Origin of the sequence: Intrasporangium calvum (assembly GCF_028446585.1) — a bacterium.
Classification (GTDB): Bacteria; Actinomycetota; Actinomycetes; order Actinomycetales; family Dermatophilaceae; genus Intrasporangium; species Intrasporangium calvum_A.
In genome coordinates this window covers 1-21,272 of the sequence record NZ_JAPFQL010000024.1, presented here as the reverse complement: position 1 = coordinate 21,272, position 21,272 = coordinate 1, and the positions used below count along the sequence as shown (strand labels likewise).

Below are 21,272 nucleotides of genomic sequence, written 5' to 3'. Positions count from 1 at the left end.
CGCGAGCGCCTGGCAGCGGAGCCAGGTGGAGGAGGTCCGGAGTCCCAATGAGTGTGAAGACGCACGAGCCGGTCAGGAACGGCCACGCAGAGCTGGACCTCCCGGTCCTCCACGCAACGGAGGGCAGCGATGCATACGACGTGTCGAAGCTGCTGAGCCAGACCGGCCGCGTCACGCTCGACCCGGGCTTCGTCAACACGGCCGCCTGCCGGTCGGCGATCACCTACATCGACGGCGACGCGGGCATCCTGCGCTACCGGGGCTACCCCATCGAGCAGCTGGCCGAGGGCTCGACCTTCCTCGAGACGAGCTACCTGCTCATCTACGGCGACCTGCCGACGGCGGCCGAGCTCGACGCCTTCGACCGGCGGATCCGCCGGCACACGCTCCTGCACGAGGACCTGCGCAGCTTCTTTGCCGGGTTCCCCCGCGACGCGCACCCGATGCCGGTGCTGTCGTCGGCGGTGTCGGCCCTGTCCACCTTCTACCAGGACAGCCTCGACCCCTTCGATGACGAGCAGGTGGAGCTGTCCACGATCAGGCTCCTGGCCAAGCTCCCGACGATCGCGGCCTACGCGCACAAGAAGAGCATGGGCCAGCCGCTGCTCTACCCGGACAACTCGCTGTCCCTGGTGGAGAACTTCCTGCGGATGTCGTTCGGCTTCCCGGCCGAGCCCTATGAGCTCGACCCGGTCAAGGTCAACGCCCTTGACCTGCTGCTCATCCTCCATGCCGACCACGAGCAGAACTGCTCGACGTCGACCGTACGCATGGTCGGCTCGTCGCACGCCAACCTCTTCGCCTCGGTGTCGGCGGGCATCAACGCACTGTTCGGTCCGCTCCACGGCGGCGCCAACCAGGCCGTGCTCACCATGCTCGAGTCGATCCAGGCCGAAGGTGGGGACGTCGCCGACTTCGTCCGCAAGGTCAAGGACCGCGAGGACGGCGTCCGGCTGATGGGCTTCGGGCACCGGGTCTACAAGAACTACGACCCGCGCGCCGCGATCATCAAGCGGACCGCGGACCGGGTCCTCGCGCAGCTCGGCCAGCGGGACCAGCTGCTCGACATCGCGCTCGAGCTCGAGGCGCGCGCCCTGTCCGACGACTACTTCTTCGAGCGCAAGCTCTACCCGAACGTCGACTTCTACACGGGGCTGATCTACCGGGCACTCGGCTTCCCGCCGAAGATGTTCACCGTCCTCTTCGCCCTCGGGCGGCTGCCCGGTTGGATTGCCCAGTGGCGCGAGATGATCGCCGACCCGGAGCTCAAGATCGCGCGACCGCGGCAGCTCTACGTCGGGCCGACCGAGCGGGAGCACCTCCCGGCGAGCCGCCGCTGACGCACGCCTGAATCCGGTGGTCCGAGGTGGACACGCCGCCGAGATCACGGCGCGTCCACCTCAAACCGGGGGGGTGAGTTTCATGAATCGTGACCGCTTCCTCGACCTGCTGCGGGCCGGGAGCATCCTCGCGGTCGTGGTCGGCCACTGGCTCGTCACGGACCTCTACTGGGTTGACGGCGAGGTCCGGCTCCGCAGCACGCTCGGGGAGGCTCCCGGCCTGTGGCCGCTCACCTGGGTGTTCCAGGTCATCCCGCTCTTCTTCTTCGTGGGCGGCTATGCGAACCGGCACAGCTGGCTCGGGGTCCAGCAGCGCGGCCGCGGCTATGCCGCCTTCGTCGACCGCCGGTTGCACCGCCTGCTGGCGCCGACCGGCGTCCTGCTCCTCGCCGTCGTGGTCGCCAACGTCGGCCAGGCGGCCGCCGGCGCACCGGGGCTGGGCGCCGGGGGAGAGATCCTCCTTCAGCCGGTGTGGTTCCTCGGGATCTACGTCGTCGTCTCGGCCCTGACCCCGGTCACGCTGCGCTGGCACACGCGCTGGCGGTGGCGCGTCGTCCTCGCGGCTCTCGGGGTCGTCGCTGTCGTCGACGTGCTGCGGCTGGCGGCCGGGCTCACCTGGGTGGCCTACGCGAACGTGCTCGTCGTGTGGGTCCTGGTCCACCAGCTCGGCTACCTCTACGCAGACGGCGGCCTCGGCCGGGGGCAGGCTGCCTGGCTGGCCGTCCTCGGTGGCAGCGCGCTGGTCGTGCTCACGATCGGGCCGTACCCGGCGCGCATGGTCGGAGTGCCCGGTGACGAGCTCGTCAACATGAACCCGCCGACGGCGGCGCTCACCGCGCTGGCACTGGCCCAGGTCGGGGTGGCCGTCCTCCTCCGCGCCCGGGCCGAGCACTGGCTGAGCCGTCCCCGCGTCTGGCGGGTCGTCATCGCCGCGAACCTGTCGATCATGTCGATCTTCCTGTGGCACCAGCCGGTCATGGCCGTGGTGGCACGCTTCCTCGCTCCCACCGGGCTCCCGCACCCCGACCCCCCGGGCCTGGGGTGGTGGGGCGTCCGCGTGGTGTGGTTCGGAGTCGCCGGCCTGCTGCTCGCGATCGTGGTGCTCCTCGTCGCGCGCTTCGAGCAGGGGGCGGCTCCCACACCGGCCGCGCCCACCCGTGCGGCCACCGTCACTGCTGTCACCGCGGTGACGCTCGCCGGTCTCGGCCTGCTCGGCGTCGCCGGCACCGACGCGGGACGGCCCTTCGCGGTCCATCGGGTCCTCGGCGCCTTCGACGTGGCCCCCGTGGTCGCCATGCTCTGCGTCGGAGTGGCCATGCTCCTCATGCGCGGTGCACGGCACAGCCCAGGCCGAGCACTGCACGCGCTCGGTCTGGGCGCCGCAGTGTTTCTCACGGTCGGAGTGGCCTACGCCCTGGGCGTCGGCGGGCTCGCATCCTCCGTCCGGCTGCTCGCTCTCGTCGGCGTGCTCGCCGCAGCCCTGCTCGGCTCCGCGGTCGCGATCCGCGCCGGATCGCGGGAGCCAGCCCAGCGGCATACGGCCGGCTAGCGGAAACGGCTGGGGGACAGAACCGCCACATCGAGACCCAGCTCGACGAGGTCGGCCGGGGCGCTCTCGCCGCGGATGAGTGCCGCCGTGAGACGGGCGGCCGCCGGCGCGGTCTGGATGCCGTAGCCGCCCTGGCCGGCGAGCCAGCAGAATCCGGGCTGGTCAGCGTCGAACCCGACGACGAACTGCTCGTCGAGCGCGAACGTGCGCAGCCCGGCCCACGACGCCCGGACCGAGCGCGGCTCCAGAGTCGTGACCTCCCGGATCTCGTCGAGAGCTCGGGAGATCTCCAGCGCGTCCGGCTTCGCGTCGCCGGGGGGCGATGGGGTCCGATCGGCGGGGGAGCAGAGGAGCTGCTCGCCCTCCGGCTTGAGGTAGAACGTCTCGTCGATGTCGTAGAGCAGTGGCAGGCGCTGCACGTCGATGTCCGCCGGAGCCGCGACCGTGAAGACGGTCCGGCGTCGCGGGACGAGCCCGACCGGCGCGGCCCCCGCCGCGGCGGCCACCTCGTCCGCCCAGGCGCCGGCTGCATTGACCACCACCGGGGTTCGCCCGACGAGGTGGGGACCGGCGTGGACCTCCCAACGGTCCCCGGCCCGGTCGATCCGCGTGACGCGACTGCTGCGCAGGATCTCGCCACCCCGGGCACGCAGGCCCCGGACGTAGCCGTGGTGGATGGCGTGGACGTCGAGCTCGCGGGCGTGTGGCTCGAGGAGGCCCTTGGCCACGGTCCCGGGCCGCAGGATCGGGCAGATCCGACTGGCCTCCCTGGCGTCCACGACGGTTGCCGTCGTCACGAGGTGGCGAACCTGGTCGTGGAGGGCGTCGACCATCTCGCCCCGGCCAGTCCGGGCGACCTGCAGCAGGGAGCGCCGAGCCATCAGCGGCGCGTCGAACCCGGCCGGCGGGTCCTCGAGGAACGCCCTGCTGCCGATCGTGAGCGCCCGGACCTGCGGGCCGCCGTAGGTCTCGAGATACATGGCCGCCGACCGGCCCGTGGCGTGGTGCCCGAGGGTCGCCTCCATCTCCACGAGCAGGACCGTGTGGTCGACGGCCAGTTCGTACGCCGCAGAGACGCCGGCGATGCCGCCGCCGATGACCACCACGTCGTATGACGGCGTCGCCGCGCTCGGATCCACGGCGCCACTCAACCACGGATCGGGACGACACGGATTGGGACGACAGGGACGAACCGTTGACGGACCCCGCCCTCCCTACCTAAGGTCGCCCTGTCCGTATCGCAGAAGCAACATTCCGCAATACGAAATATTCGCTGAAATTCGAGGATGGGTGATGAGAGTGGCTGAAGGCGTGCAGATCACGGCGGAGACCGGTGGACGATTCGCGGAGGTCCTGACGGAGCCGGCGCTGGACCTCCTCGCCTCGCTGCATCGGGCGTTCGACGCGCGGCGTCTCGAGCTGCTGCGAGCCCGGGAGGTGCGCTACGACCAGCTCGTCGCGGGGCACCAGCTCGAGTTCCTCCCGGAGACCAAGGAGGTCCGCGAGGGAGACTGGCAGGTGGCGCCGCCCGCGCCAGGCCTGGTCGACCGGCGAGCCGAGATCACCGGCCCGACGGACCGCAAGATGACCATCAACGCACTCAACTCGGGAGCGAAGGTCTGGCTCGCCGACTTCGAGGACGCGTCCACCCCCACCTGGGACAACGTCGTCCAGGGGCAGCTCAACCTCATGGACGCCCTCGACCGGACCATCGACTTCACGAGCGACGAGGGCAAGTCCTATGCGCTGCGCCCGGCGGAGGAGCTCGCGACCATCGTCGTGCGCCCACGCGGCTGGCACCTGTCCGAGAAGCACGTGCTCGTCGACGGCCAGCCGATGTCCGGGTCGCTGGTCGACTTCGGGCTCTACTTCTTCCACTGCGCCCAGCGCCAGCTCGATGCCGGCAAGGGGCCGTACTTCTACCTGCCGAAGATGGAGAGCCACCTCGAGGCCAGGCTGTGGAACGACGTCTTCGTCCACGCCCAGGACCACCTCGCCATCCCGCAGGGCACGATCCGCGCCACGTGCCTCATCGAGACCTACCCGGCCGCCTTCGAGATGGAGGAGATCCTCTATGAGCTGCGCGACCACTCGTCGGGCCTGAACGCCGGCCGGTGGGACTACATCTTCAGCGTCATCAAGAAGTTCCGCACCCGCGGGCGTGACTTCCTCCTGCCCGACCGCAACCAGGTCACCATGACCGTCCCGTTCATGCGTGCCTACACGGAGCTGCTCGTGCGCACCTGCCACAAGCGCGGGGCCCACGCCATCGGCGGGATGGCGGCGTTCATCCCGAGCCGCGACCCCGAGGTCAACGAGGCAGCGTTCCAGAAGGTGACCGACGACAAGACCCGAGAGGCGAACGACGGCTTCGACGGCTCGTGGGTGGCCCACCCCGGGATGGTGGAGCTGTGCAAGGAGGCCTTCACCAAGGTGCTGGGGGACCGGCCCAACCAGATCGACAAGAAGCGCGAGGACGTGCAGGTCACGGCCGAGCAGCTGCTCGACGTCAAGGCCACGCCCGGCACCGTGACGGAGGCCGGGCTGCGCAACAACATCAGCGTCGGCATCCAGTACCTCCACACCTGGCTCAAGGGCTCCGGTGCGGTCGGCATCTTCAACCTCATGGAGGACGCGGCGACCGCTGAGATCTCCCGCTCGCAGGTCTGGCAGTGGCTGCACAACGACGTCGAGCTCGACACCGGTGAGACCGTGACCCGCGAGCTCATCGACCGGCTCGTCGAGGAGGAGGTCGCCAAGCTCCCGGGCGAGCCGAGCGACTACGACGAGGCCCGGGCGACCTTCCTCGAGGTCGCGGTCGCCGACGACTTCGCGGAGTTCCTCACCCTGCCGGCCTACGACCGGATGCCCTGACCGATGGACGCGCTCGGCCTCGCCGGGCCGCTCCGGGCGGCCCTCGGCACACACAAGATCCTCACGGACCACCAAGAGCTGCGCACGTACGAGTGCGACGGGCTGGCCCACTACAAGGTCACCCCGGCGCTCGTCGTGCTCGCCGAGAGCACCGAGGACGTCGCGGCGACGGTGCGGGCCTGCGCGGAGCACGGCATCCCGTTCGTCGCCCGCGGCTCCGGCACCGGGTTGTCCGGCGGTGCCCTGCCGCGGGCCGACGGCGTGCTCATCGTGATGTCCCGGATGCGGCGGATCCTCGAGATCGACGCGGCCAACCAACGGGCCGTGGTCGAGCCGGGCGTGATCAACCTCCAGCTGACCCGCGAGGCGCAGCCCACCGGCTACTACTACGCGCCCGACCCGTCGAGCCAGCAGGTCTGCTCGATCGGTGGCAACGTCGCCGAGAACTCCGGCGGGGCCCACTGCCTCAAGTACGGCTTCACGGCAAACCATGTGACCGGCGTCGAGTTCGTCACTCCCGCAGGGGAGGTCGTGCACATCGGCGGCAAGGCCCCGGACGCTCCCGGCTACGACCTGCTCGGCGCGGTCGTCGGGTCAGAGGGCACGCTGGGCATCGCGACCCAGGCGACCGTGCGGCTCACGCGCAGCCCTGAGGAGGTGAAGACCCTGCTCGCCGCCTTCCCCGACACGGACCAGGCGGGCGCCGCCGTCTCCGCGATCATCGGTGCCGGCGTCATTCCCGCGGCCATCGAGATGATGGACGCCCTGGCCATCGAGGCGGCCGAGGCGGCCGTCCAGTGCGGCTACCCGGCCGGGGCGGGCGCGGTGCTCATCGTCGAGCTCGATGGCCCCGCCGCCGAGGTGGCGCACCAGTTCGATGAGGTCGAGGGCTACTGCCGGGCAAACGGTGCCTTCGAGATCCGCATCGCGGCGGACGACGCCGAGCGCGCCCTCTTCTGGAAGGGGCGCAAGTCGGCCTTCGCGGCCGTCGGGCGGATCAGCCCCGACTACATCGTCCAGGACGGGGTCATCCCCAGGACGTCGCTGCCGGAGGTCCTCCGCCGGATCTCCGAGATCTCCCGCGACGCCGGAGTGCGGGTGGCCAACGTCTTCCATGCCGGCGACGGCAACCTTCACCCGCTCGTCCTCTTCGACGACGCGAACGAGGGGGAGGCCGAGCGGGCCGAAGAGGTGTCCGGCGCCATCCTCGACCTCTGCATCCAGCACGGCGGGTCCATCACCGGCGAGCACGGCGTCGGCTCCGACAAGGCGAAGTACATGCCACGGATGTTCAGCGACGAGGACCTCGACACCATGCAGCTCGTGCGGTGCGCCTTCGACCCGGCGTCGATCTCCAACCCGGGCAAGGTCTTCCCGACGCCGCGCCTCTGCGGTGAGGTCCCGGGCCGGCACAAGGGCCCGCACCCGCTGGTCGCCGCTGGCAAGGCGGAGCTCTTCTGATGGCCGCCATCCTCGATGCCCTCAAGGCCGCGACCGATGGCCACGTCGCCGACGCCACCGCCGAGGACCACGTCGCCGGGGTGCCCGCCCAGTGGGTGGCCAGCCCCGGGTCGACCGCCGAGACCTCTGCTCTCCTCACGGCGGCGGCAGCTCACGGCCTGACCGTCGTCGCCCGCGGGGCCGGCACCAAGCTGGCGTGGGGCGCGGCTCCGGAGTCGGTGGACCTCGTCGTCGACACGACCCGGATGTCGCACGTCGTGGAGCATGCAGCCGGGGACCTCGTCGTCGTCGCGGGCGCCGGCCGCTCGCTCGACGACCTCGAGCGCGACCTGGCCTCCGCCGACCAGCGGCTGGGCATCGACCCGCCGCGGCGCGGCACTCTCGGCGGGGCCGTCGCCACCGGGGCCACCGGACCGGGCCGGCTCTTCCACGGGGCTGTGCGCGACCTGCTCATCGGCGTCCGCTTCGTCCGCGCCGACGGGGTCGCGGCCCACGCCGGAGGCAAGGTGGTCAAGAACGTCGCGGGCTACGACCTGGGCAAGCTGCTGACCGGCTCCTTCGGGACGCTCGGAGTCATCACCGAGGTCGCCTTCCGACTCCATCCCAACCCGGCCGCCCAGCGCTGGGTCACCGGTCCCGCGAGCGAGCCCAGCCGCATACAGCAGCTCGCCTCCGCCCTGGCCCACTCCCAGCTCGCGCTCTCCGCGGTGGAGCTCGACCGGTCCGCCGACGACTCGTCCGTCGCCGTCCTCGTCGAGGGCACCGGCCCCGGCGTCGAGCACCGAGCGGCCGAAGCGACCCGGCTGATGGGCGAGGGATCCCACGAGACCGACACGCCACCGGACTGGTGGGGCACGGAGCCCGCAAGCCCGAGCGGCGTCCTCGTCAAGGTGACCCACGAGATCGCCCGCCTCGGCACCCTGCTGGAGGCGCTCGATGCCGCGGCCGCAACCACCGGGCTGCGGGTCGCCCTCCGCGGGAGCCCGGCCGTCGGCACCGCCCTCGTCGGGCTCGCGGGCCTCGACGGCGATGACCTCGCCGCCGCGGTGCACGGCTTCGTCGCCCACCTGCGCGCCGGTGCCGCAGCCTTCGGCGGGTCCGTGGTCGTCCTCGAGGCGCCGCCCGAGGTCCGCGACGGGCTCGACGTCTGGGGACCCGTGGAGGCCCTCGACCTCATGCGCGCCGTCAAGGACCGGTTCGACCCCGAGCGCCGCCTGGCGCCCGGACGCTTCGTGGGAGGAATCTAGATGACGACACCCGAGAGCGGTCTGCCACCCGTCTCCACCCCGACGGGGACGCTCGGGACCGACGCCAAGCTGACGCTGACCCCGGTGCAGGGGGGCGTGCCTGCCTTCGATGCCCACCGGCCACCGTCGGCCGAGCTGGTCTCCGACTGCGTGCACTGTGGCTTCTGCCTCCCGAGCTGCCCGACCTACGTGCTCTGGGGCGAGGAGATGGACTCGCCGCGCGGGCGGATCTACCTCATGAACGAGGGCCTGCAGGGCGAGCCGATGACGCCGTCGATGGTCGAGCACTTCGACGCGTGCCTCGGCTGCATGGCGTGCGTGACCGCCTGCCCGTCCGGAGTCCAGTACGACCGGCTCATCGAGGCGACGCGGGCCCAGGTCGAACGGCGCCACGAGCGCCCCCGGCGCGAGAAGGCCCTGCGGGCAGCGATCTTCGCGCTGTTCCCCTATCCCAAGCGGCTCAGGGCGCTCCGCGGCCCGCTGCGCCTGCACCAGAAGAGCGGACTGTCCCGGCTGCTCCGCCGCACCGGCGTGCTCGACCGGCTCTCCCCGACGCTCGCCTCCATGGAGGCGCTCGCGCCGCCGCTCGAGGCACGCGAGCCGGTCCCGGAGCGCACGCCCGCTCGTGGGACGCGCCGCGGCACGGTCGGGATGCTCCTCGGCTGCGTGCAGCGCGAGTTCTTCCCCGGGGTCAACGCGGCCACCGCGCGGGTGCTCGCAGCGGAGGGGTTCGACGTCATCGCGCCCTCGCGGCAGGGCTGCTGCGGTGCGCTGTCCGTGCACAACGGGCGGGAGCCCGAGGCGCAGCGGTTCGCCCGAGCCCTCATCGACACCTTCGAGGCGGAGCAGGTCGACCACGTCGTGGTCAACGCCGCCGGCTGCGGGTCGTCGATGAAGGAGTACGCCGAGCTGCTGGCCGACGACCCCGCCTACGCCGAGCGAGCCCGCGCCTTCGCGGACCGCGTGCGGGACGTCTCCGAGATCCTCGCCGAGGTCGGGCCGGTCGCCGAGCGGCACCCGCTGCCGATGGCCATCGCCTACCACGACGCCTGCCACCTGTCCCACGGCCAGGGCATCCGGGTGCAGCCACGGCAGCTGCTCGCCGGGATCCCCGGGCTCGAGCTGCGCGAGATCGCCGAGGGCGAACTGTGCTGCGGGTCCGCGGGGATCTACAACATCATCCAGCCGGAGGCGGCTCGCGAGCTCGGCGACCGCAAGGCGGCCAACGTGCTGCGCACCGAGGCGCCCCTGCTCGTGACCGCCAACCCGGGCTGCCTCATGCAGGTCGCCGCCTCGCTGGAGCGGTCCGGGCAGCGGATCGCGCTCGCACACATCGTCGAGGTCCTCGACGCCTCGATCCGCGGGTCGGACCCCGCCAGTCTGGGCGTCTCCTCGTGACCACCCCCCAGGTCGCCGACCCGGTGGCGCGCCGAAGTGGGGTGCAGTCCGTGGACCGGGCCTTCGAGGTGCTCGAGGCGCTGGCCGACGCGGGCGGGATCGCCACGCTGTCCGAGCTGGCTGGGACGACCGGCCTCCCCGCGCCGACGATCCACCGGCTGATCCAGTCGCTCGTCGCCGGGGGGTACGTGCGCCGGGACATGGCCCACCGTTATGCGCTCGGGCCACGCCTGATCCGGCTCGGCGAGGCTGCCGGCCTCACCCTCGGGGCGCGCGCGACTCCTTATCTCAGGGCGCTCGCCCAGCAGATCGGCGAGACGGCCAATCTCGCCATGCTCGAAGGCGACTCGGTGGTCTACGTCGCGCAGGCGCCGTCACCGCACTCGATGCGGATGTTCACCGAGGTCGGTCGGCACGTCCTGCCGCACTGCACCGGAGTGGGCAAGGCCCTGCTGGCGGAGCTGCCCGTGGCGCGCGTCGTGGAGATCCTCGGCCGGACCGGGCTCCCGGCGCGCACCGAGCGCACGCTGACCGACGAGGGAGCTCTGCTCGACGAGCTGGCGCGGATCCGCGAGCAGGGCTACGCCGTGGACGACGGTGAGCAGGAGGTCGGCGTCCGGTGCGTCGCCGTTGCCGTCACCGCCCAGCCCGCCCGGCTCGCGCTCTCCGTCTCCGGGCCCTCCGGACGGGTCACGCCGGAGCGGGTCCGGGAGATCGTGCCCGTCCTGCGCGAGGCCGCGGACCGGCTGCTCCGCGAGCTCGGCACCTAGCCGATCCCACCGCGGGAGCCAGCCCAGCGGCATACGACCCACGATTCCGTATGCCGCTGAGCCGGCTTCCGAGGAGCAGGTCCCTCCGCGCCGGGCTGGGTCACGCCAGGGTGGGCGGCTCAGGCTTCGGCTGCAGCCCGAGGACGGCCGCGAGGATGAGCCCCCCGCCGACCAGCGACGGCCAGGGCAGCCGCTCGGCCAGCAGCAGGGCGGCGAGCACCGCGGCTGCGAGCGGTTCGAGGAGCGTGGCGACCGTGGCGGCGGACCCGGAGGTGGTGCGGAGGCCGGCGTAGAGCAGGCCGTACGACAGCGCCATCGTCGCCACCCCCAGGTAGGCCAGCAGGAGGAGCGAGCCGGGGCTCGACGGGAGCACGGGCTCAGCGGTGGCCGCGGCCAGGCCGAGGAACGGGAGCAGGAGCACCGCGCCGGCCGTCGTGGCGCAGGTGGTCAGGGCCACCGGTTCGGCCCGCTGCGCCACGGTGTGGCCCAGCACCGTCGTGGCGGCGTAGGTCGCTCCCGCGACCAGGGCGAGCACCAGCCCGAGTGCCGGCTGGCCTCCCGGCGCCGGCGTCCCCTCGCCTGCCGTGGCGGTGATGAGGACGAGACCCGTGAGGGCCGCCGCGACGACCGCCACCTCTCGGGGCGAGGGCGTGGTCCTGGCGCGCGCATGCTCCCAGGCGGAGGCGAGGATCGGCGCCAACCCCAGCGACACGACCGTGGCAACGCCCACCCCGACCATGAGCACGGAGACGAAGTACAGCCCCTGATAGACCCCGGTGCCGCAGCCGACGAGGATCGCGAGTCCGGGGTGCGTCCGCATCGTCTCGGCGACGGCGCCCAGGCGACCGCTGAGCGCTGCGAAGACGACGAGGGCGACTGCGGCGATCGCCATCCGCCAGGCGCTCGCGGTCATGGCTCCGATGCCGTCCCGCTCGTGGAGGACGGTGACGGCCACCCCCGCCGTCCCCCAGAGGACTCCGGCGAGCGCGACCTGCAGGAGCCCGAGGCGACCGGGATGGCGGGACCTACCCGGCCTGAGCGTGCTCGACATCATGGCTGGCCGCCCTGCTGCACCCCGCCGATGCGCGCCGGCAGGCCGCTGCGGAGGGACGCGAACCGGCTCGGCGGGACGAGCACCACGGGGACCGACCGGCCGTAGAGCTCCTGGGCGACGACGACGGCCACGACGATGATCGGGTCCGGTTCGGCGAGCACCAGACCCGCGGGTGCGGTGCCCTGCCGGATCTGCTCGGCGAGGACCGAGGAGCTCGAGCTGGAGCCGCGCCCGCTGCGCATGGCGAGGATCGTGCCCGCCACGCACTCGCCGTGCTGGGGGTGGTGGCGGTCGATGATCCTGCCCGAGAGGTCGGTGCCGCCCCAGAAGGAGAGCGGTGCGTCGAGGACGAGCACGGGTCCGGCAGCCCGGCCCGGATGCAGGAACCGGCCGTCGATGGTCGCCATCAGCCCAGCGTCCCCTCGTCGAGGACGACGCGTCCGGCCCGAGCGGAGGCCACGCACTCGGCGAGGCTGCCGACGACGACGTCGATGCCGAGGTTGGCCGGGGCGTAGTGCGCCCACTTGCCGCTGTTGGTCATGGCCACTCGGGCGTCACTGCGCAGGATCGGTGTGACGTAGGTGCACGTGTCGACGACCAGCCGGACCCCCGCCTGCTCGAGGGGTGTCACCAGGCCGTGCTGCTGGGCCTGGGCCAGGACGGAGCGGTTGAGGGACAGATAGAGGTCCACGCGCTCCGACAGTGGAGGACCCCCGGCGAGGTGAGCTGCGAGCTGGGCCACCTCGTCGAGGGAGGCGTGCGGCGTGCCGATGCTCACGACGTCGAGGTGGTCACCGCGGGCGGTGGTCAGGGCGGTGCGGGCTGCGCGCAGGTCGTCGGGCGTGAGCCGGATGGTCTCGACCGCCGCCGGCGGGGCGAGCGGTCCGAGCGCGGCCTCGACCGTGGGCGCCTCCGGCGTGATGCCGACGACGTGGAACATCGCGACGCCGCCTGACGACGCCGCCGCCGCGCCGAACGCCTTCAGCTGGTCCTCGGACGTCGTGGAGGGCAGGCCGACGAGGACCGGCACGCGCGAACCGACACGCAGGCCCACGATGTAGCCGAGCAGCGCTCCCGCCAGGTCGCCGGTGAGCACGTGTGCCGGGATCGCCGTGCAGTCCACGAGCACCTGGCCGCGTCGCGCCTCGTCGGTGTGCAGCCCGGCGTAGGGGGCCCGGCCGGTGATCGCGGCGCAGATGTCGAGGAAGTCGCCGTAGCGGTCGGTCCGCGCTCCGAGGACCGAGTTGGCGAAGGCGATCGCGTTGGACTCGGCCCAGGCGACGTGCTCGCCGAGCGCGGGTCGGGCGTCGACGAGGTAGGGCGCGCAGGTCCACGTCGGGCGGGCCCCGAGCGCGACGTACGCCTCCATGAGGGCCCGCCCCTGCTCCCGGATCTCGCGGTGCTCCGGGGTGTCCGCCCGGACCAGGTCCGGGTGCAGCAGGTCCATGGAGCCGACGTTGAGGGTGGTGGGGACCCGGGTCCGGCCGCCGAGGTCGAGGAGACGGCGGGCGAAGTCGAGCCCCACCTGTCCGTGGAAGAGGCACCCGTCGATGTGCGCCGAGGTGACCTCGACGAGCCGTGGGGCGTCCCGGACCTCGGCCAGCCCCACCACCACGCGCATCGCCATCGCCACGGCCGGCCCCTGCTCACCCCGGAGCATGGCCTGCTCCTCGGCGGTGAGATGCAGGCGCGACCGCGTGGGCTCGGCCGAGATCTCGATCACGGACGTGGTTCGAGCTCTCCGTCGATGCGACGCCGCAGGCCCCACGGGTTGTCGTCGCGGACCGGCGCCGGGAGGAGCCCGGCCGGCACGTCCTGGTAGCAGACCGGGCGCTGGAAGCGCTCGATGGCCAAGGAACCGACCGACGTCGTGCGCGAGTCCGACGTGGCCGGGAACGGCCCGCCGTGGACCATGGCGTGCGTCACCTCGACGCCGGTCGGCCAGCCGTTGAAGAGGATCCGGCCGGCGCGGGTCTCGAGCACCGGCAGCAGGGCGGCGGCCTCGGCATGGTCCGCCTCGGTGGCGTGGATGGTGGCAGTCAGCTGGCCCTCGAGGCCGGCGAGGTGGTCGGCGAGGCGGGCGACGTCGCCGAAGCGCACGACCAGCCCGGCAGCCCCGAAGATCTCCTCGGTCAGCCCGTGGTCGTCAGCGAGGGCCGCGAGGCGGGTGGTGAAGACCACCGGCGCGGGAGCGTTGTCGTCGCCGCCGGCGAGCCCTTGGGCAATGGTCTGCACCGAGGGGTGAGCCCCGAGGCGAGCCGTGCCGGTGCCGAAGGCCGCCCGGATCTGCGGGGTGAGCATGGTCTGCCCGGTGGCACTGGCGGCCGCCTGCTCGACCGCAGCGAGGAACGCGTCACCGGCGGGACCCTCCGGGAGGAAGAGCAGCCCAGGGTTCGTGCAGAACTGTCCCGAGCCCAGCGTCAGGGAGGCGACGTAGCCCGCGGCCAGCGGCTCCGGATCGCCGGCAAGGGCCCCTTCGAGCACGATCACCGGGTTGGTCGACGACATCTCCGCATACACCGGGATGGGCTGGGGCCGGCCGGCGGCGGCAGCCACGAGCGCGAGCCCGCCGGCTCGGGAGCCGGTGAAGCCGACGGCCTGGATGTGCGGATCGGTGACGAGGGCAGCGCCCACCTCGGTGCCCAGCCCGAAGACGAGCGAGAAGACCCCAGCCGGCATCCCGGACCGCTCCGCGGCGCGAGCGATGGCCTGCCCGACCAGCTCGCCGGTGCCGGGGTGGGCGTTGTGCGCCTTGACCACGACGGGGCAGCCCGCTGCGAGGGCGGACGCCGTGTCGCCCCCGGCGGTCGAGAAGGCGAGGGGGAAGTTGCTCGCTCCGAAGACGGCGACGGGCCCGAGTGGGAGGTGGCGAACCCGGAGGTCGGGGCGGGGGAGTGGGGCGCGCTCGGGCAGCGCTGGATCGATGCGGACGCCGAGGTGGTCGCCCTGGCGCACGACCCCGGCGAACATCCGCAGCTGGCCGCAGGTGCGCCCGCGCTCTCCCTGGAGGCGGGCCAGCGGCAGGGCGCTCTCGGCGTGGGCTCGCTCGAGCAGCTCGTCTCCGAGAGCCTCGATCTCCTCCGCGATCGCCTCGAGGAAGTCGGCGCGGTCGCTCGGGGAGGTGGCGCGGTAGGCGGGGAAGGCCTCCGCGGCCGCCCGGGTGGCGAGGTGGACCTCGTCGGGGGCCAGGCAGGAGATCTCCGGGCCGAGCGGGCCGCCGGTCCTGGGGTCGACGGCGGTGAAGCTGCCGCCGGTGCCGGGGTGTGCCACGCCGGCAATGATCGACTGTCCGGTCAGGGGCATCGAGGGGTCCCTTTCACGCTGCGGTCGAGGCTGTGCTGTGTAACATTACACAGCGTGCCGAGGAATCACACGTGAGCGCGGTCGTCGTCGTCGGCGCCGGGATCGTCGGTGCGGCGTGTGCTCACTCGCTGAGTGCCGCGGGCGCGGAGGTCATCGTGCTCGACCGGGGTTCCGTGGCCTCCGGCACGACGAGTCGCGGTGAGGGCAACATCCTCGTCTCCGACAAGGAGCCCGGCGCCGAGCTCGAGCTCGCCCGCCTCAGCCGGGACGCCTGGCTCGAGGTCGGTGAGGAGCTGGGGCGCGAGACGCTCGAGCTCGAGGAGAAGGGCGGCGTCGTCGTCGCAGCGTCCCCGGAGGCGCTCGATGCGCTGAGCTCCTTCGCCGCCGCGCAGCGTTCGGCCGGAGTGACCGCCCTCGACGTCGCCGAGCCGCGGGAGCTCGAGCCGCACCTGCGTGCGGGACTCGCCGGCGGGGTGCTCTATCCCGAGGACATGCAGGTGCAGCCCGTCCTGGCCGCGGCGGCCATGCTGGAGGCTGCCCAGCGCAGGGGCGCGCGCTTCGTCGCGGGCGCCGACGTGGTGGCCGGCGTGCGGGACGCCTCCGGACGGCTCACCGGCGTGCGGACGAGCGCGGGCGAGGTGATCGGGGCTGACGCCGTCGTCAACGCGGCCGGGACGTGGGGCGCCCAGGTCAGCGAGCGGCTCGGTGGTCCCGTGCCCGTCCTCCCGCGCCGCGGGTTCATCCTCGTGACGGAGCCGCTCCCGCCGATGGTCCGGCACAAGGTCTACTCCGCCGACTACGTCGCCAACGTCAGCTCGTCCGAGGCGGGACTCGAGACCTCGTGCGTCGTCGAGGGCACCCGCGGCGGGACGATCCTCATCGGCGCGAGCCGGGAGCGGGTCGGTTTCGACACGACTCTCGACGTGGACGTCGTCTCGACGCTCGCGAGCCAGGCGACGGCGCTCTTCCCCTTTCTCGAACGCGTCAACCTGCTCCGCGTCTACCGGGGCTTCCGTCCGTACTGTCCCGACCACCTGCCGGTCATCGGGCCGGATCCCCGGGTGCCGGGACTCTTCCACGCCTGCGGGCACGAGGGGGCCGGGATCGGCCTGGCCCCCGGCACCGGGCGCCTCATCGCGCACCACGTCCTCGGTGGCGGGCCGCTTGCTCCCGAGGTGGCGGCCCGGTTCACTGCGCTGCTGCCCGACCGTTTCGTCCAGGAGGCGTGATGTCCACCTTCCGGTTCGACGATGTCTCCATCCCCTTCCGCGACGGGCAGAGCGTCGGCGCCGCCCTGGTCGCCCAGGGGATCCTCTCTTGGCGCACGACCCGACTGGAGGGCCGGCCGCGTGGCCTCTTCTGCGGGATCGGCATCTGCTTCGACTGCCTCGTGACCGTGGATGGCGTGCCGAGCCAGCGAGCCTGCCTCGTCCGCGCCCGTGACGGACTCGACGTCACGACGCAAGAGGGGAGTGGGTATGCCGCTGAGTGACCTTCCGCCCGACGGCGTCGTCATCGTCGGGGCTGGGCCCGCTGGGCTGGCCTGTGCGGCAACGCTCCTCGATCAGGGGGACACCTTTGTCACGGTCCTCGATGCGGGCTCCGGGGCGGGCGGCCAGTACTGGCGCCAGCCCGCTCCGCCGGCTGACTCGAGCGACCCCGGCGCGCTCCGGCCGGACGCCATGCGGGGGCTGCACCACGATCTCGGGACCTTCGCGGAGCTCCGGTCGCGACTGGAGGCCGGGCAGGCAGCTGGGCGGGCGAGCCTGCTCACGGACCACCACGTGTGGACCGTCGTCGCAGCGGAGGGTGGCCACGTCGTCCACGCCGTCGACCGGAGTGGCGGCCCGGGCCGCGAGCGCGCAGTGGAGCTGCGGGCGCGGCACCTCGTCATCGCCACCGGTGCCCACGACCGGTCCCTGCCCTTCCCGGGTTGGGACCTGCCCGGAGTCCTGACCGCCGGCGGCCTCCAGGCCCTCCTCAAGGCGGGCGACGTCGCGCTCGGCCCCCGGGTCGCCGTGGGCGGCACGGGCCCCTTCCTGCTGCCGGTGGCTGCTGGTCTCGCCGACCGTGGTGCGACGGTCGTCGGCGTCTTCGAGGCGAACTCGCCGACCCGTTGGCTGCGTGAGCTGCGGGCCGTGGCGGCGAACCGGACCAAGCTGGCCGAGGGCGCCGGCTACGCAGCGACGCTGCTGCGGCGGCGGGTGCCCGTCCGCACCCGGACGATGATCGTCGAGGCCCACGGACGCGAGCGGGTCGAGGCGGTGACCGTGGCGAGGCTGGACGCCTCCGGTCACCCCCGGCGCGACACCCACCGCCGCATCGAGGTCGACGCCGTCGGGGTGGGCTGGGGGTTCTCCCCCCAGCTCGACCTGGCCGTCACGCTCGGCTGCGCCCTGACCGCCGATGCGTCCGGCACCCCGGTCGTGCAGGTCGATGAGTGGCAGCGCACGAGTCGGTCCGGGGTCTCCGCGGCGGGGGAGGCCTGCGGCGTGGGGGGTGCGGCGCTGGCGGTCGCCGAGGGACGTCTGGCGGCCCGCGGCATCGTGGGTGCGTCTGCATCCGACGCGGAGACAGCAGGGCTCCGGGAGGAGGTCGCGCGCCTGCGGGCCTTCGCTGCCGCGATGCACCGCGCCCACCCGGTGCCGGCCGGCTGGGCGGACGCGCTCCGGAGCGAGACGGTCGTGTGCCGGTGCGAGGAGGTGTCGGCCGGGACGGTGAGACACGCGATCGCCGAGCGAGGGGCAACAGACGCCCGGCAGGTCAAGCAGCTGACGCGGGCCGGGATGGGCTGGTGCCAGGGCCGCGTGTGCGGCCACGCCGTCGAGCTCCTGGCCGGCGGCGGCTCAGGCTCCCCTGCGGAGCGGCTCGTCTCGACGCCCCTCCCGCTGGGTGTCCTCGCCAGCCGCAAGTCCCGTGCAATGTAATATTGCACTGATCTCTCGGGTTGCCTACTCTGGTCCTGCCGCGAAGCCGCTCGATGGCCGCGCGCCCACGACCTGAGGAGCATTGATGTCCGAGACGCAGCGCAAGCCCTGGCACGGTGTCATCGTCGCCACGAGCCTCCAGTTCGACGCCGACGGCGAGGCGGACTTCGACGCCTATCGCGACAACGTTGCCTGGCTCGTCGAGCAGGGACTCGACGGCGTCGCGCCGAACGGCTCGCTCGGCGAGTACCAGTCGCTCTCGTGGGAGGAGCGTGACCGCGTCGTCCGGACCGCGCGCGAGGCCGCGCCCGAGGGCTTCACCGTCATGCCGGGCGTCGGCGCCTACAGCGGCCGCGAGTCCCGCCGCCACGCCCAGGTGGCCAAGGACCTCGGCTGCGACGCCGTCATGGCCCTGCCACCGAACGCCTACCGCGCCGACGAGCGCGCCATCCTCGAGCACTACGAGCTCATTGCGGGCGTCGGGCTGCCCGTCACCGCCTACAACAACCCGATCGACACCAAGGTCGACCTGACGCCCCCCATCCTCGCCAAGCTCCACTCCGAGGGTCTGATCGTCGGGGTCAAGGAGTTCTCGGGCGACGTGCGCCGCTGCTACGAGATCACTGAGCTGGCTCCCGGGCTGGACCTGATGATCGGCACCGACGACACCGTGCTCGAGGTCGGCATCGCCGGCGCCGTCGGCTGGGTCGCCGGCTACCCGCAGGTGTTCCCGCAGGCCTGCAAGGAGCTCTTCCGGCTCTCCGTCGCCCGGGACGTCGAGGCGGCCCTGCCGCTCTACCGCCAGCTCCACCCGGTCCTGCGGTGGGACTCCAAGACCGAGTTCATCCAGGCCATCAAGCTCGGCCAGGACATGATCGGCCGCACCGGCGGTGGCTGCCGCCCGCCGCGCCAGTCCCTCACGGCCGAGCAGGAGAAGGTCGTCCGCGAGGCGACGCAGGCGCTCATCGACGCCGGCGTCAACTGAGCCATGCGCACCTCCGTCGTCTACCACGCGGTGGACTCGCACACCGAGGGCATGCCGACGCGCGTCATCACCGGCGGCGTCGGCGTCCTCCCCGGGGCGACGATGGCCGAGAAGCGGCTGCGCTTCATGGCCGAGCGCGACGACCTGCGCAAGCTGCTCATGTTCGAGCCGCGCGGCCACTCGTCGATGTCCGGCGCGATCCTCCAGCCGCCGACCCGGCCCGACGCCGACTGGGGGATCCTCTACATCGAGGTCTCCGGCTGCTTGCCGATGTGCGGCCACGGCACGATCGGCGCCGTGACCGTGCTCATCGAGACGGGCATGGTGCCGGTCACCGAGCCGGAGACCGTCGTGCGCCTCGACACCCCCGCCGGCCTCGTCGTCGCCAGGGCGCAGGTCCGGGACGGCAAGGCCGTCGCCGTCACCCTCGAGAACGTCCCGTCCTACGCCCATGCCCTCGACCAGCAGGTCGAGGTCCCCGGTTTCGGCACGGTGCGCTACGACATCGCCTACGGCGGCAACTTCTACGCCTTCGTCAAGCTCGAGGAGCTGGGCCTGCCCTTCGACCGGGCGGAGAAGAACCGGCTCCTCGAGGCGGGCCTGGCCATCATGGACGCGATCAACGAGCAGAACCCCGTCGTGCATCCCGAGGCGCCGGAGATCAACGTGTGCCACCACGTCTACCTCGAGGCACCCGGGTCGACGACTCGCCACTCGCGGCACGCGATGGCGATCCACCCCGGCTGGTTCGACCGGTCTCCGTGCGGCACCGGGACGAGTGCGCGCCTCGCGCAGCAGCACGCGCGCGGCCTGTTGGGCGTGGGGGAGGAGATCGTCAACGAGTCGTTCATCGGGAGCCAGTTCCAGGCTCGGATCCTGGGGGAGACGACCGTGGGCGACCGCCCGGGCATCCTGCCGAGCTTCACCGGCCGCGCGTGGATCACGGGGACGGCGCAGTACATGCTCGACCCGACCGACCCCTTCCCCGTGGGCTTCGAGCTCTGACGAGCAGCCCGGCCAGCCCTCGCCAGGTCACGGTTTCACAACGCGCCTCCAGCCTCTGGCCTACGTGGGGGTCACTCCCTACAGTAGGTGCAATGTCACACAGCAGTTGTGATATTGCTCACCCAGAGTGACGGCTCGGCCGTCAGGAGCGGAGACGTAGATGATGAGGAACTCACGACGCGTCGGCGGGATCGCAGCGGGCGCGGGCCTGGCCCTGCTGCTGGCAGCGTGCGGGGGCGGCGGGATCACTGAGAACAGTCCGGGAGGGGGCGAGACATCGGGCGACATCATCCTCGGCATGCTCACCCCGATGAGCGGCGGCAGCGCGGCCATCGGCCCGTACATGAAGAACGGCGGCCAGCTCGCGGTTGACGAGATCAACGAGGCCGGTGGCGTCATGGGCCGCCAGCTCAAGCTCGTCGTCGAGGACGAGGCCTGTGACCCGAAGACGGCGGCCGCAGGTGCCGCCAAGCTCGTCACCGCCGGCACCGTCGTCTCCGTCGGTGGCTACTGCTCCTCCGCGACGCTGCCGACCCTGTCGATCTTCGGCAAGGCCAACATCCCGATGATCATCCCGGCCGCCAACTCCAACGACCTCGTCAAGGACAAGCTGCCCAACGTCTTCCTCATCAACGGCACCGGTGCGCAGCAGGCCCAGGCCGCGGTCGAGTTCATGAAGGCCCAGGGCGCCAAGGCGATCGCGCTCGCCGACGACAACACGTCCTACTCGAAGGACATCACGACCCGCACCGCCCAGAACCTCGAGGGCGACAGCGCGGTCAAGGTCGTCAGCCAGCAGTCCGTGACCGCGGGCGAGTCCGACTACTCGGCCGCCGTGACCGAGATCCTGCGCGCCAAGCCCGACTTCGTCTACTGGACCGGCTACTACCAGGAGGGCGGCCTGCTCATCAAGCAGCTGCGCGGCGCCGGCTACAAGGGCGACATCATGGTGGCCGACGGCTCGGTCGACAAGCAGCTCGTCTCCATCGCCGGCGAGTCCAACGCGCAGGGCGTCTTCGCGACGATGACGCAGACGCCGCAGACGATCCCGGGCGGCGACCAGTGGATCACGAAGTTCAAGGAGAAGACGGGCGCCGAGCCCGGCCCCTACTCGCCCCAGGCCTACGACGCGGTGCGTGTCGCAGCCGAGGCGCTGAAGCAGGCGAACTCCACCAAGGGCGAGGACATCATCAAGGCCCTCGAGGGCATCGATGGCTTCGAGATCTTCAGCGGCAAGCTGAAGTTCACCGAGGAGCACACCCTGACCGAGGGTGGCTTCGACATCCTCGTCGTCAAGGGCGGCGACTTCGCGCTCAACCAGTGACGAACCGGTCCCCGGGGCGCGGCTGCGCCCCGGGG

General features: G+C 72.3%; 18 protein-coding genes. 13 read left to right on the top strand and 5 right to left on the bottom strand.

What is annotated here, in order from left to right; translation table 11 throughout:
* The first annotated feature begins 47 nt into the window (after window positions 1-47).
* Both OO014_RS07340 and OO014_RS07335 read left to right on the top strand, forming a co-directional pair.
* Window positions 48-1,340, top strand: a complete 1,293-nt coding sequence (locus OO014_RS07340; protein ID WP_272461640.1) for a citrate synthase — start codon at window positions 48-50, stop codon at window positions 1,338-1,340.
* A gap of 82 nt (window positions 1,341-1,422) precedes the next feature.
* Window positions 1,423-2,889 carry an acyltransferase family protein gene (locus OO014_RS07335; protein ID WP_272461639.1) on the top strand — a complete coding sequence of 489 codons (1,467 nt, stop codon included), beginning with the start codon at window positions 1,423-1,425 and terminating at the stop codon, window positions 2,887-2,889.
* Here OO014_RS07335 and OO014_RS07330 read toward each other — a convergent pair.
* On the bottom strand, window positions 2,886-4,028 hold the full coding sequence (locus OO014_RS07330) for an NAD(P)/FAD-dependent oxidoreductase (protein WP_272461638.1): 1,143 nt from the start codon (window positions 4,026-4,028) through the stop codon (window positions 2,886-2,888). The genes OO014_RS07335 and OO014_RS07330 overlap by 4 nt on opposite strands.
* A 154-nt stretch (window positions 4,029-4,182) precedes the next feature.
* On the opposite strand from OO014_RS07330, the gene aceB reads away from it, so the two are divergent.
* Genes aceB through OO014_RS07305 form a run of 5 tightly spaced genes read left to right on the top strand, consistent with a single transcriptional unit; the run spans window position 4,183 to window position 10,639 of the window.
* Complete coding sequence (gene aceB, locus OO014_RS07325) at window positions 4,183-5,763, top strand: malate synthase A (protein WP_272461637.1); 1,581 nt, start codon at window positions 4,183-4,185, stop codon at window positions 5,761-5,763.
* 3 nt (window positions 5,764-5,766) lie between these two features.
* Window positions 5,767-7,224 (top strand): FAD-linked oxidase C-terminal domain-containing protein, encoded by a 1,458-nt coding sequence (locus OO014_RS07320; RefSeq protein WP_272461636.1) that lies wholly within the window; start codon window positions 5,767-5,769, stop codon window positions 7,222-7,224.
* Window positions 7,224-8,471, top strand: a complete 1,248-nt coding sequence (locus OO014_RS07315) for an FAD-binding oxidoreductase (protein WP_272461635.1) — start codon at window positions 7,224-7,226, stop codon at window positions 8,469-8,471. The genes OO014_RS07320 and OO014_RS07315 overlap by 1 nt, the downstream gene beginning before the upstream one ends.
* A complete protein-coding gene (locus tag OO014_RS07310) occupies window positions 8,472-9,869 on the top strand; it encodes a (Fe-S)-binding protein (RefSeq protein WP_272461634.1) in 1,398 nt (465 codons plus the stop codon).
* Complete coding sequence (locus tag OO014_RS07305; RefSeq protein ID WP_420485485.1) at window positions 9,866-10,639, top strand: IclR family transcriptional regulator; 774 nt, start codon at window positions 9,866-9,868, stop codon at window positions 10,637-10,639. The genes OO014_RS07310 and OO014_RS07305 overlap by 4 nt, the downstream gene beginning before the upstream one ends.
* A gap of 100 nt (window positions 10,640-10,739) precedes the next feature.
* Here OO014_RS07305 and OO014_RS07300 read toward each other — a convergent pair whose 3' ends face one another.
* The 4 genes from OO014_RS07300 to OO014_RS07285 are packed head-to-tail and all read right to left on the bottom strand — an operon-like array spanning window position 10,740 to window position 14,996.
* Complete coding sequence (locus tag OO014_RS07300; RefSeq protein ID WP_272461633.1) at window positions 10,740-11,693, bottom strand: DMT family transporter; 954 nt, start codon at window positions 11,691-11,693, stop codon at window positions 10,740-10,742.
* On the bottom strand, window positions 11,690-12,100 hold the full coding sequence (locus OO014_RS07295) for an aconitase X swivel domain-containing protein (RefSeq protein WP_272461632.1): 411 nt from the start codon (window positions 12,098-12,100) through the stop codon (window positions 11,690-11,692). Before OO014_RS07295 ends, OO014_RS07300 begins: the two co-directional genes overlap by 4 nt.
* Window positions 12,100-13,416: an aconitase X catalytic domain-containing protein gene (locus OO014_RS07290; protein ID WP_272461631.1), complete on the bottom strand. Its 1,317-nt coding sequence runs from the start codon at window positions 13,414-13,416 to the stop codon at window positions 12,100-12,102. Before OO014_RS07290 ends, OO014_RS07295 begins: the two co-directional genes overlap by 1 nt.
* Window positions 13,413-14,996 carry an aldehyde dehydrogenase (NADP(+)) gene (locus OO014_RS07285; protein ID WP_272461630.1) on the bottom strand — a complete coding sequence of 528 codons (1,584 nt, stop codon included), beginning with the start codon at window positions 14,994-14,996 and terminating at the stop codon, window positions 13,413-13,415. The genes OO014_RS07290 and OO014_RS07285 overlap by 4 nt, the downstream gene beginning before the upstream one ends.
* Before the next feature lie 71 nt (window positions 14,997-15,067).
* Between OO014_RS07285 and OO014_RS07280 the strand changes: the two genes are divergently transcribed.
* From OO014_RS07280 to OO014_RS07255, 6 genes are all read left to right on the top strand, one after another.
* Window positions 15,068-16,225, top strand: coding sequence for an NAD(P)/FAD-dependent oxidoreductase (locus OO014_RS07280; RefSeq protein WP_272461629.1), 1,158 nt, complete (start codon window positions 15,068-15,070; stop codon window positions 16,223-16,225).
* Window positions 16,225-16,488, top strand: a complete 264-nt coding sequence (locus OO014_RS07275) for a (2Fe-2S)-binding protein (RefSeq protein WP_272461628.1) — start codon at window positions 16,225-16,227, stop codon at window positions 16,486-16,488. Before OO014_RS07280 ends, OO014_RS07275 begins: the two co-directional genes overlap by 1 nt.
* Window positions 16,475-17,923, top strand: a complete 1,449-nt coding sequence (locus tag OO014_RS07270) for an NAD(P)/FAD-dependent oxidoreductase (protein WP_272461627.1) — start codon at window positions 16,475-16,477, stop codon at window positions 17,921-17,923. The genes OO014_RS07275 and OO014_RS07270 overlap by 14 nt, the downstream gene beginning before the upstream one ends.
* Window positions 17,924-18,008: 85 nt before the next feature.
* Window positions 18,009-18,908 carry a dihydrodipicolinate synthase family protein gene (locus OO014_RS07265; protein WP_272461626.1) on the top strand — a complete coding sequence of 300 codons (900 nt, stop codon included), beginning with the start codon at window positions 18,009-18,011 and terminating at the stop codon, window positions 18,906-18,908.
* A gap of 3 nt (window positions 18,909-18,911) precedes the next feature.
* Complete coding sequence (locus OO014_RS07260; RefSeq protein WP_272461625.1) at window positions 18,912-19,913, top strand: proline racemase family protein; 1,002 nt, start codon at window positions 18,912-18,914, stop codon at window positions 19,911-19,913.
* A gap of 160 nt (window positions 19,914-20,073) precedes the next feature.
* Window positions 20,074-21,237, top strand: coding sequence for a branched-chain amino acid ABC transporter substrate-binding protein (locus OO014_RS07255; RefSeq protein WP_272461624.1), 1,164 nt, complete (start codon window positions 20,074-20,076; stop codon window positions 21,235-21,237).
* Window positions 21,238-21,272: the final 35 nt, after the last annotated feature.

Excerpts from the sequence above, each read along its gene's own strand:
- OO014_RS07340 (WP_272461640.1), top strand. The coding sequence starts at position 48 with ATGAGTGTGAAGACGCACGAGCCGGTCAGGAACGGCCACGCAGAGCTG.
- OO014_RS07335 (WP_272461639.1), top strand. The coding sequence starts at position 1,423 with ATGAATCGTGACCGCTTCCTCGACCTGCTGCGGGCCGGGAGCATCCTC.
- aceB (WP_272461637.1), top strand. The coding sequence starts at position 4,183 with ATGAGAGTGGCTGAAGGCGTGCAGATCACGGCGGAGACCGGTGGACGA.
- OO014_RS07320 (WP_272461636.1), top strand. The coding sequence starts at position 5,767 with ATGGACGCGCTCGGCCTCGCCGGGCCGCTCCGGGCGGCCCTCGGCACA.
- OO014_RS07315 (WP_272461635.1), top strand. The coding sequence starts at position 7,224 with ATGGCCGCCATCCTCGATGCCCTCAAGGCCGCGACCGATGGCCACGTC.
- OO014_RS07310 (WP_272461634.1), top strand. The coding sequence starts at position 8,472 with ATGACGACACCCGAGAGCGGTCTGCCACCCGTCTCCACCCCGACGGGG.
- OO014_RS07300 (WP_272461633.1), bottom strand. The coding sequence starts at position 11,693 with ATGATGTCGAGCACGCTCAGGCCGGGTAGGTCCCGCCATCCCGGTCGC.
- OO014_RS07295 (WP_272461632.1), bottom strand. The coding sequence starts at position 12,100 with ATGGCGACCATCGACGGCCGGTTCCTGCATCCGGGCCGGGCTGCCGGA.
- OO014_RS07285 (WP_272461630.1), bottom strand. The coding sequence starts at position 14,996 with ATGCCCCTGACCGGACAGTCGATCATTGCCGGCGTGGCACACCCCGGC.
- OO014_RS07275 (WP_272461628.1), top strand. The coding sequence starts at position 16,225 with ATGTCCACCTTCCGGTTCGACGATGTCTCCATCCCCTTCCGCGACGGG.
- OO014_RS07270 (WP_272461627.1), top strand. The coding sequence starts at position 16,475 with ATGCCGCTGAGTGACCTTCCGCCCGACGGCGTCGTCATCGTCGGGGCT.
- OO014_RS07265 (WP_272461626.1), top strand. The coding sequence starts at position 18,009 with ATGTCCGAGACGCAGCGCAAGCCCTGGCACGGTGTCATCGTCGCCACG.
- OO014_RS07260 (WP_272461625.1), top strand. The coding sequence starts at position 18,912 with ATGCGCACCTCCGTCGTCTACCACGCGGTGGACTCGCACACCGAGGGC.
- OO014_RS07255 (WP_272461624.1), top strand. The coding sequence starts at position 20,074 with ATGATGAGGAACTCACGACGCGTCGGCGGGATCGCAGCGGGCGCGGGC.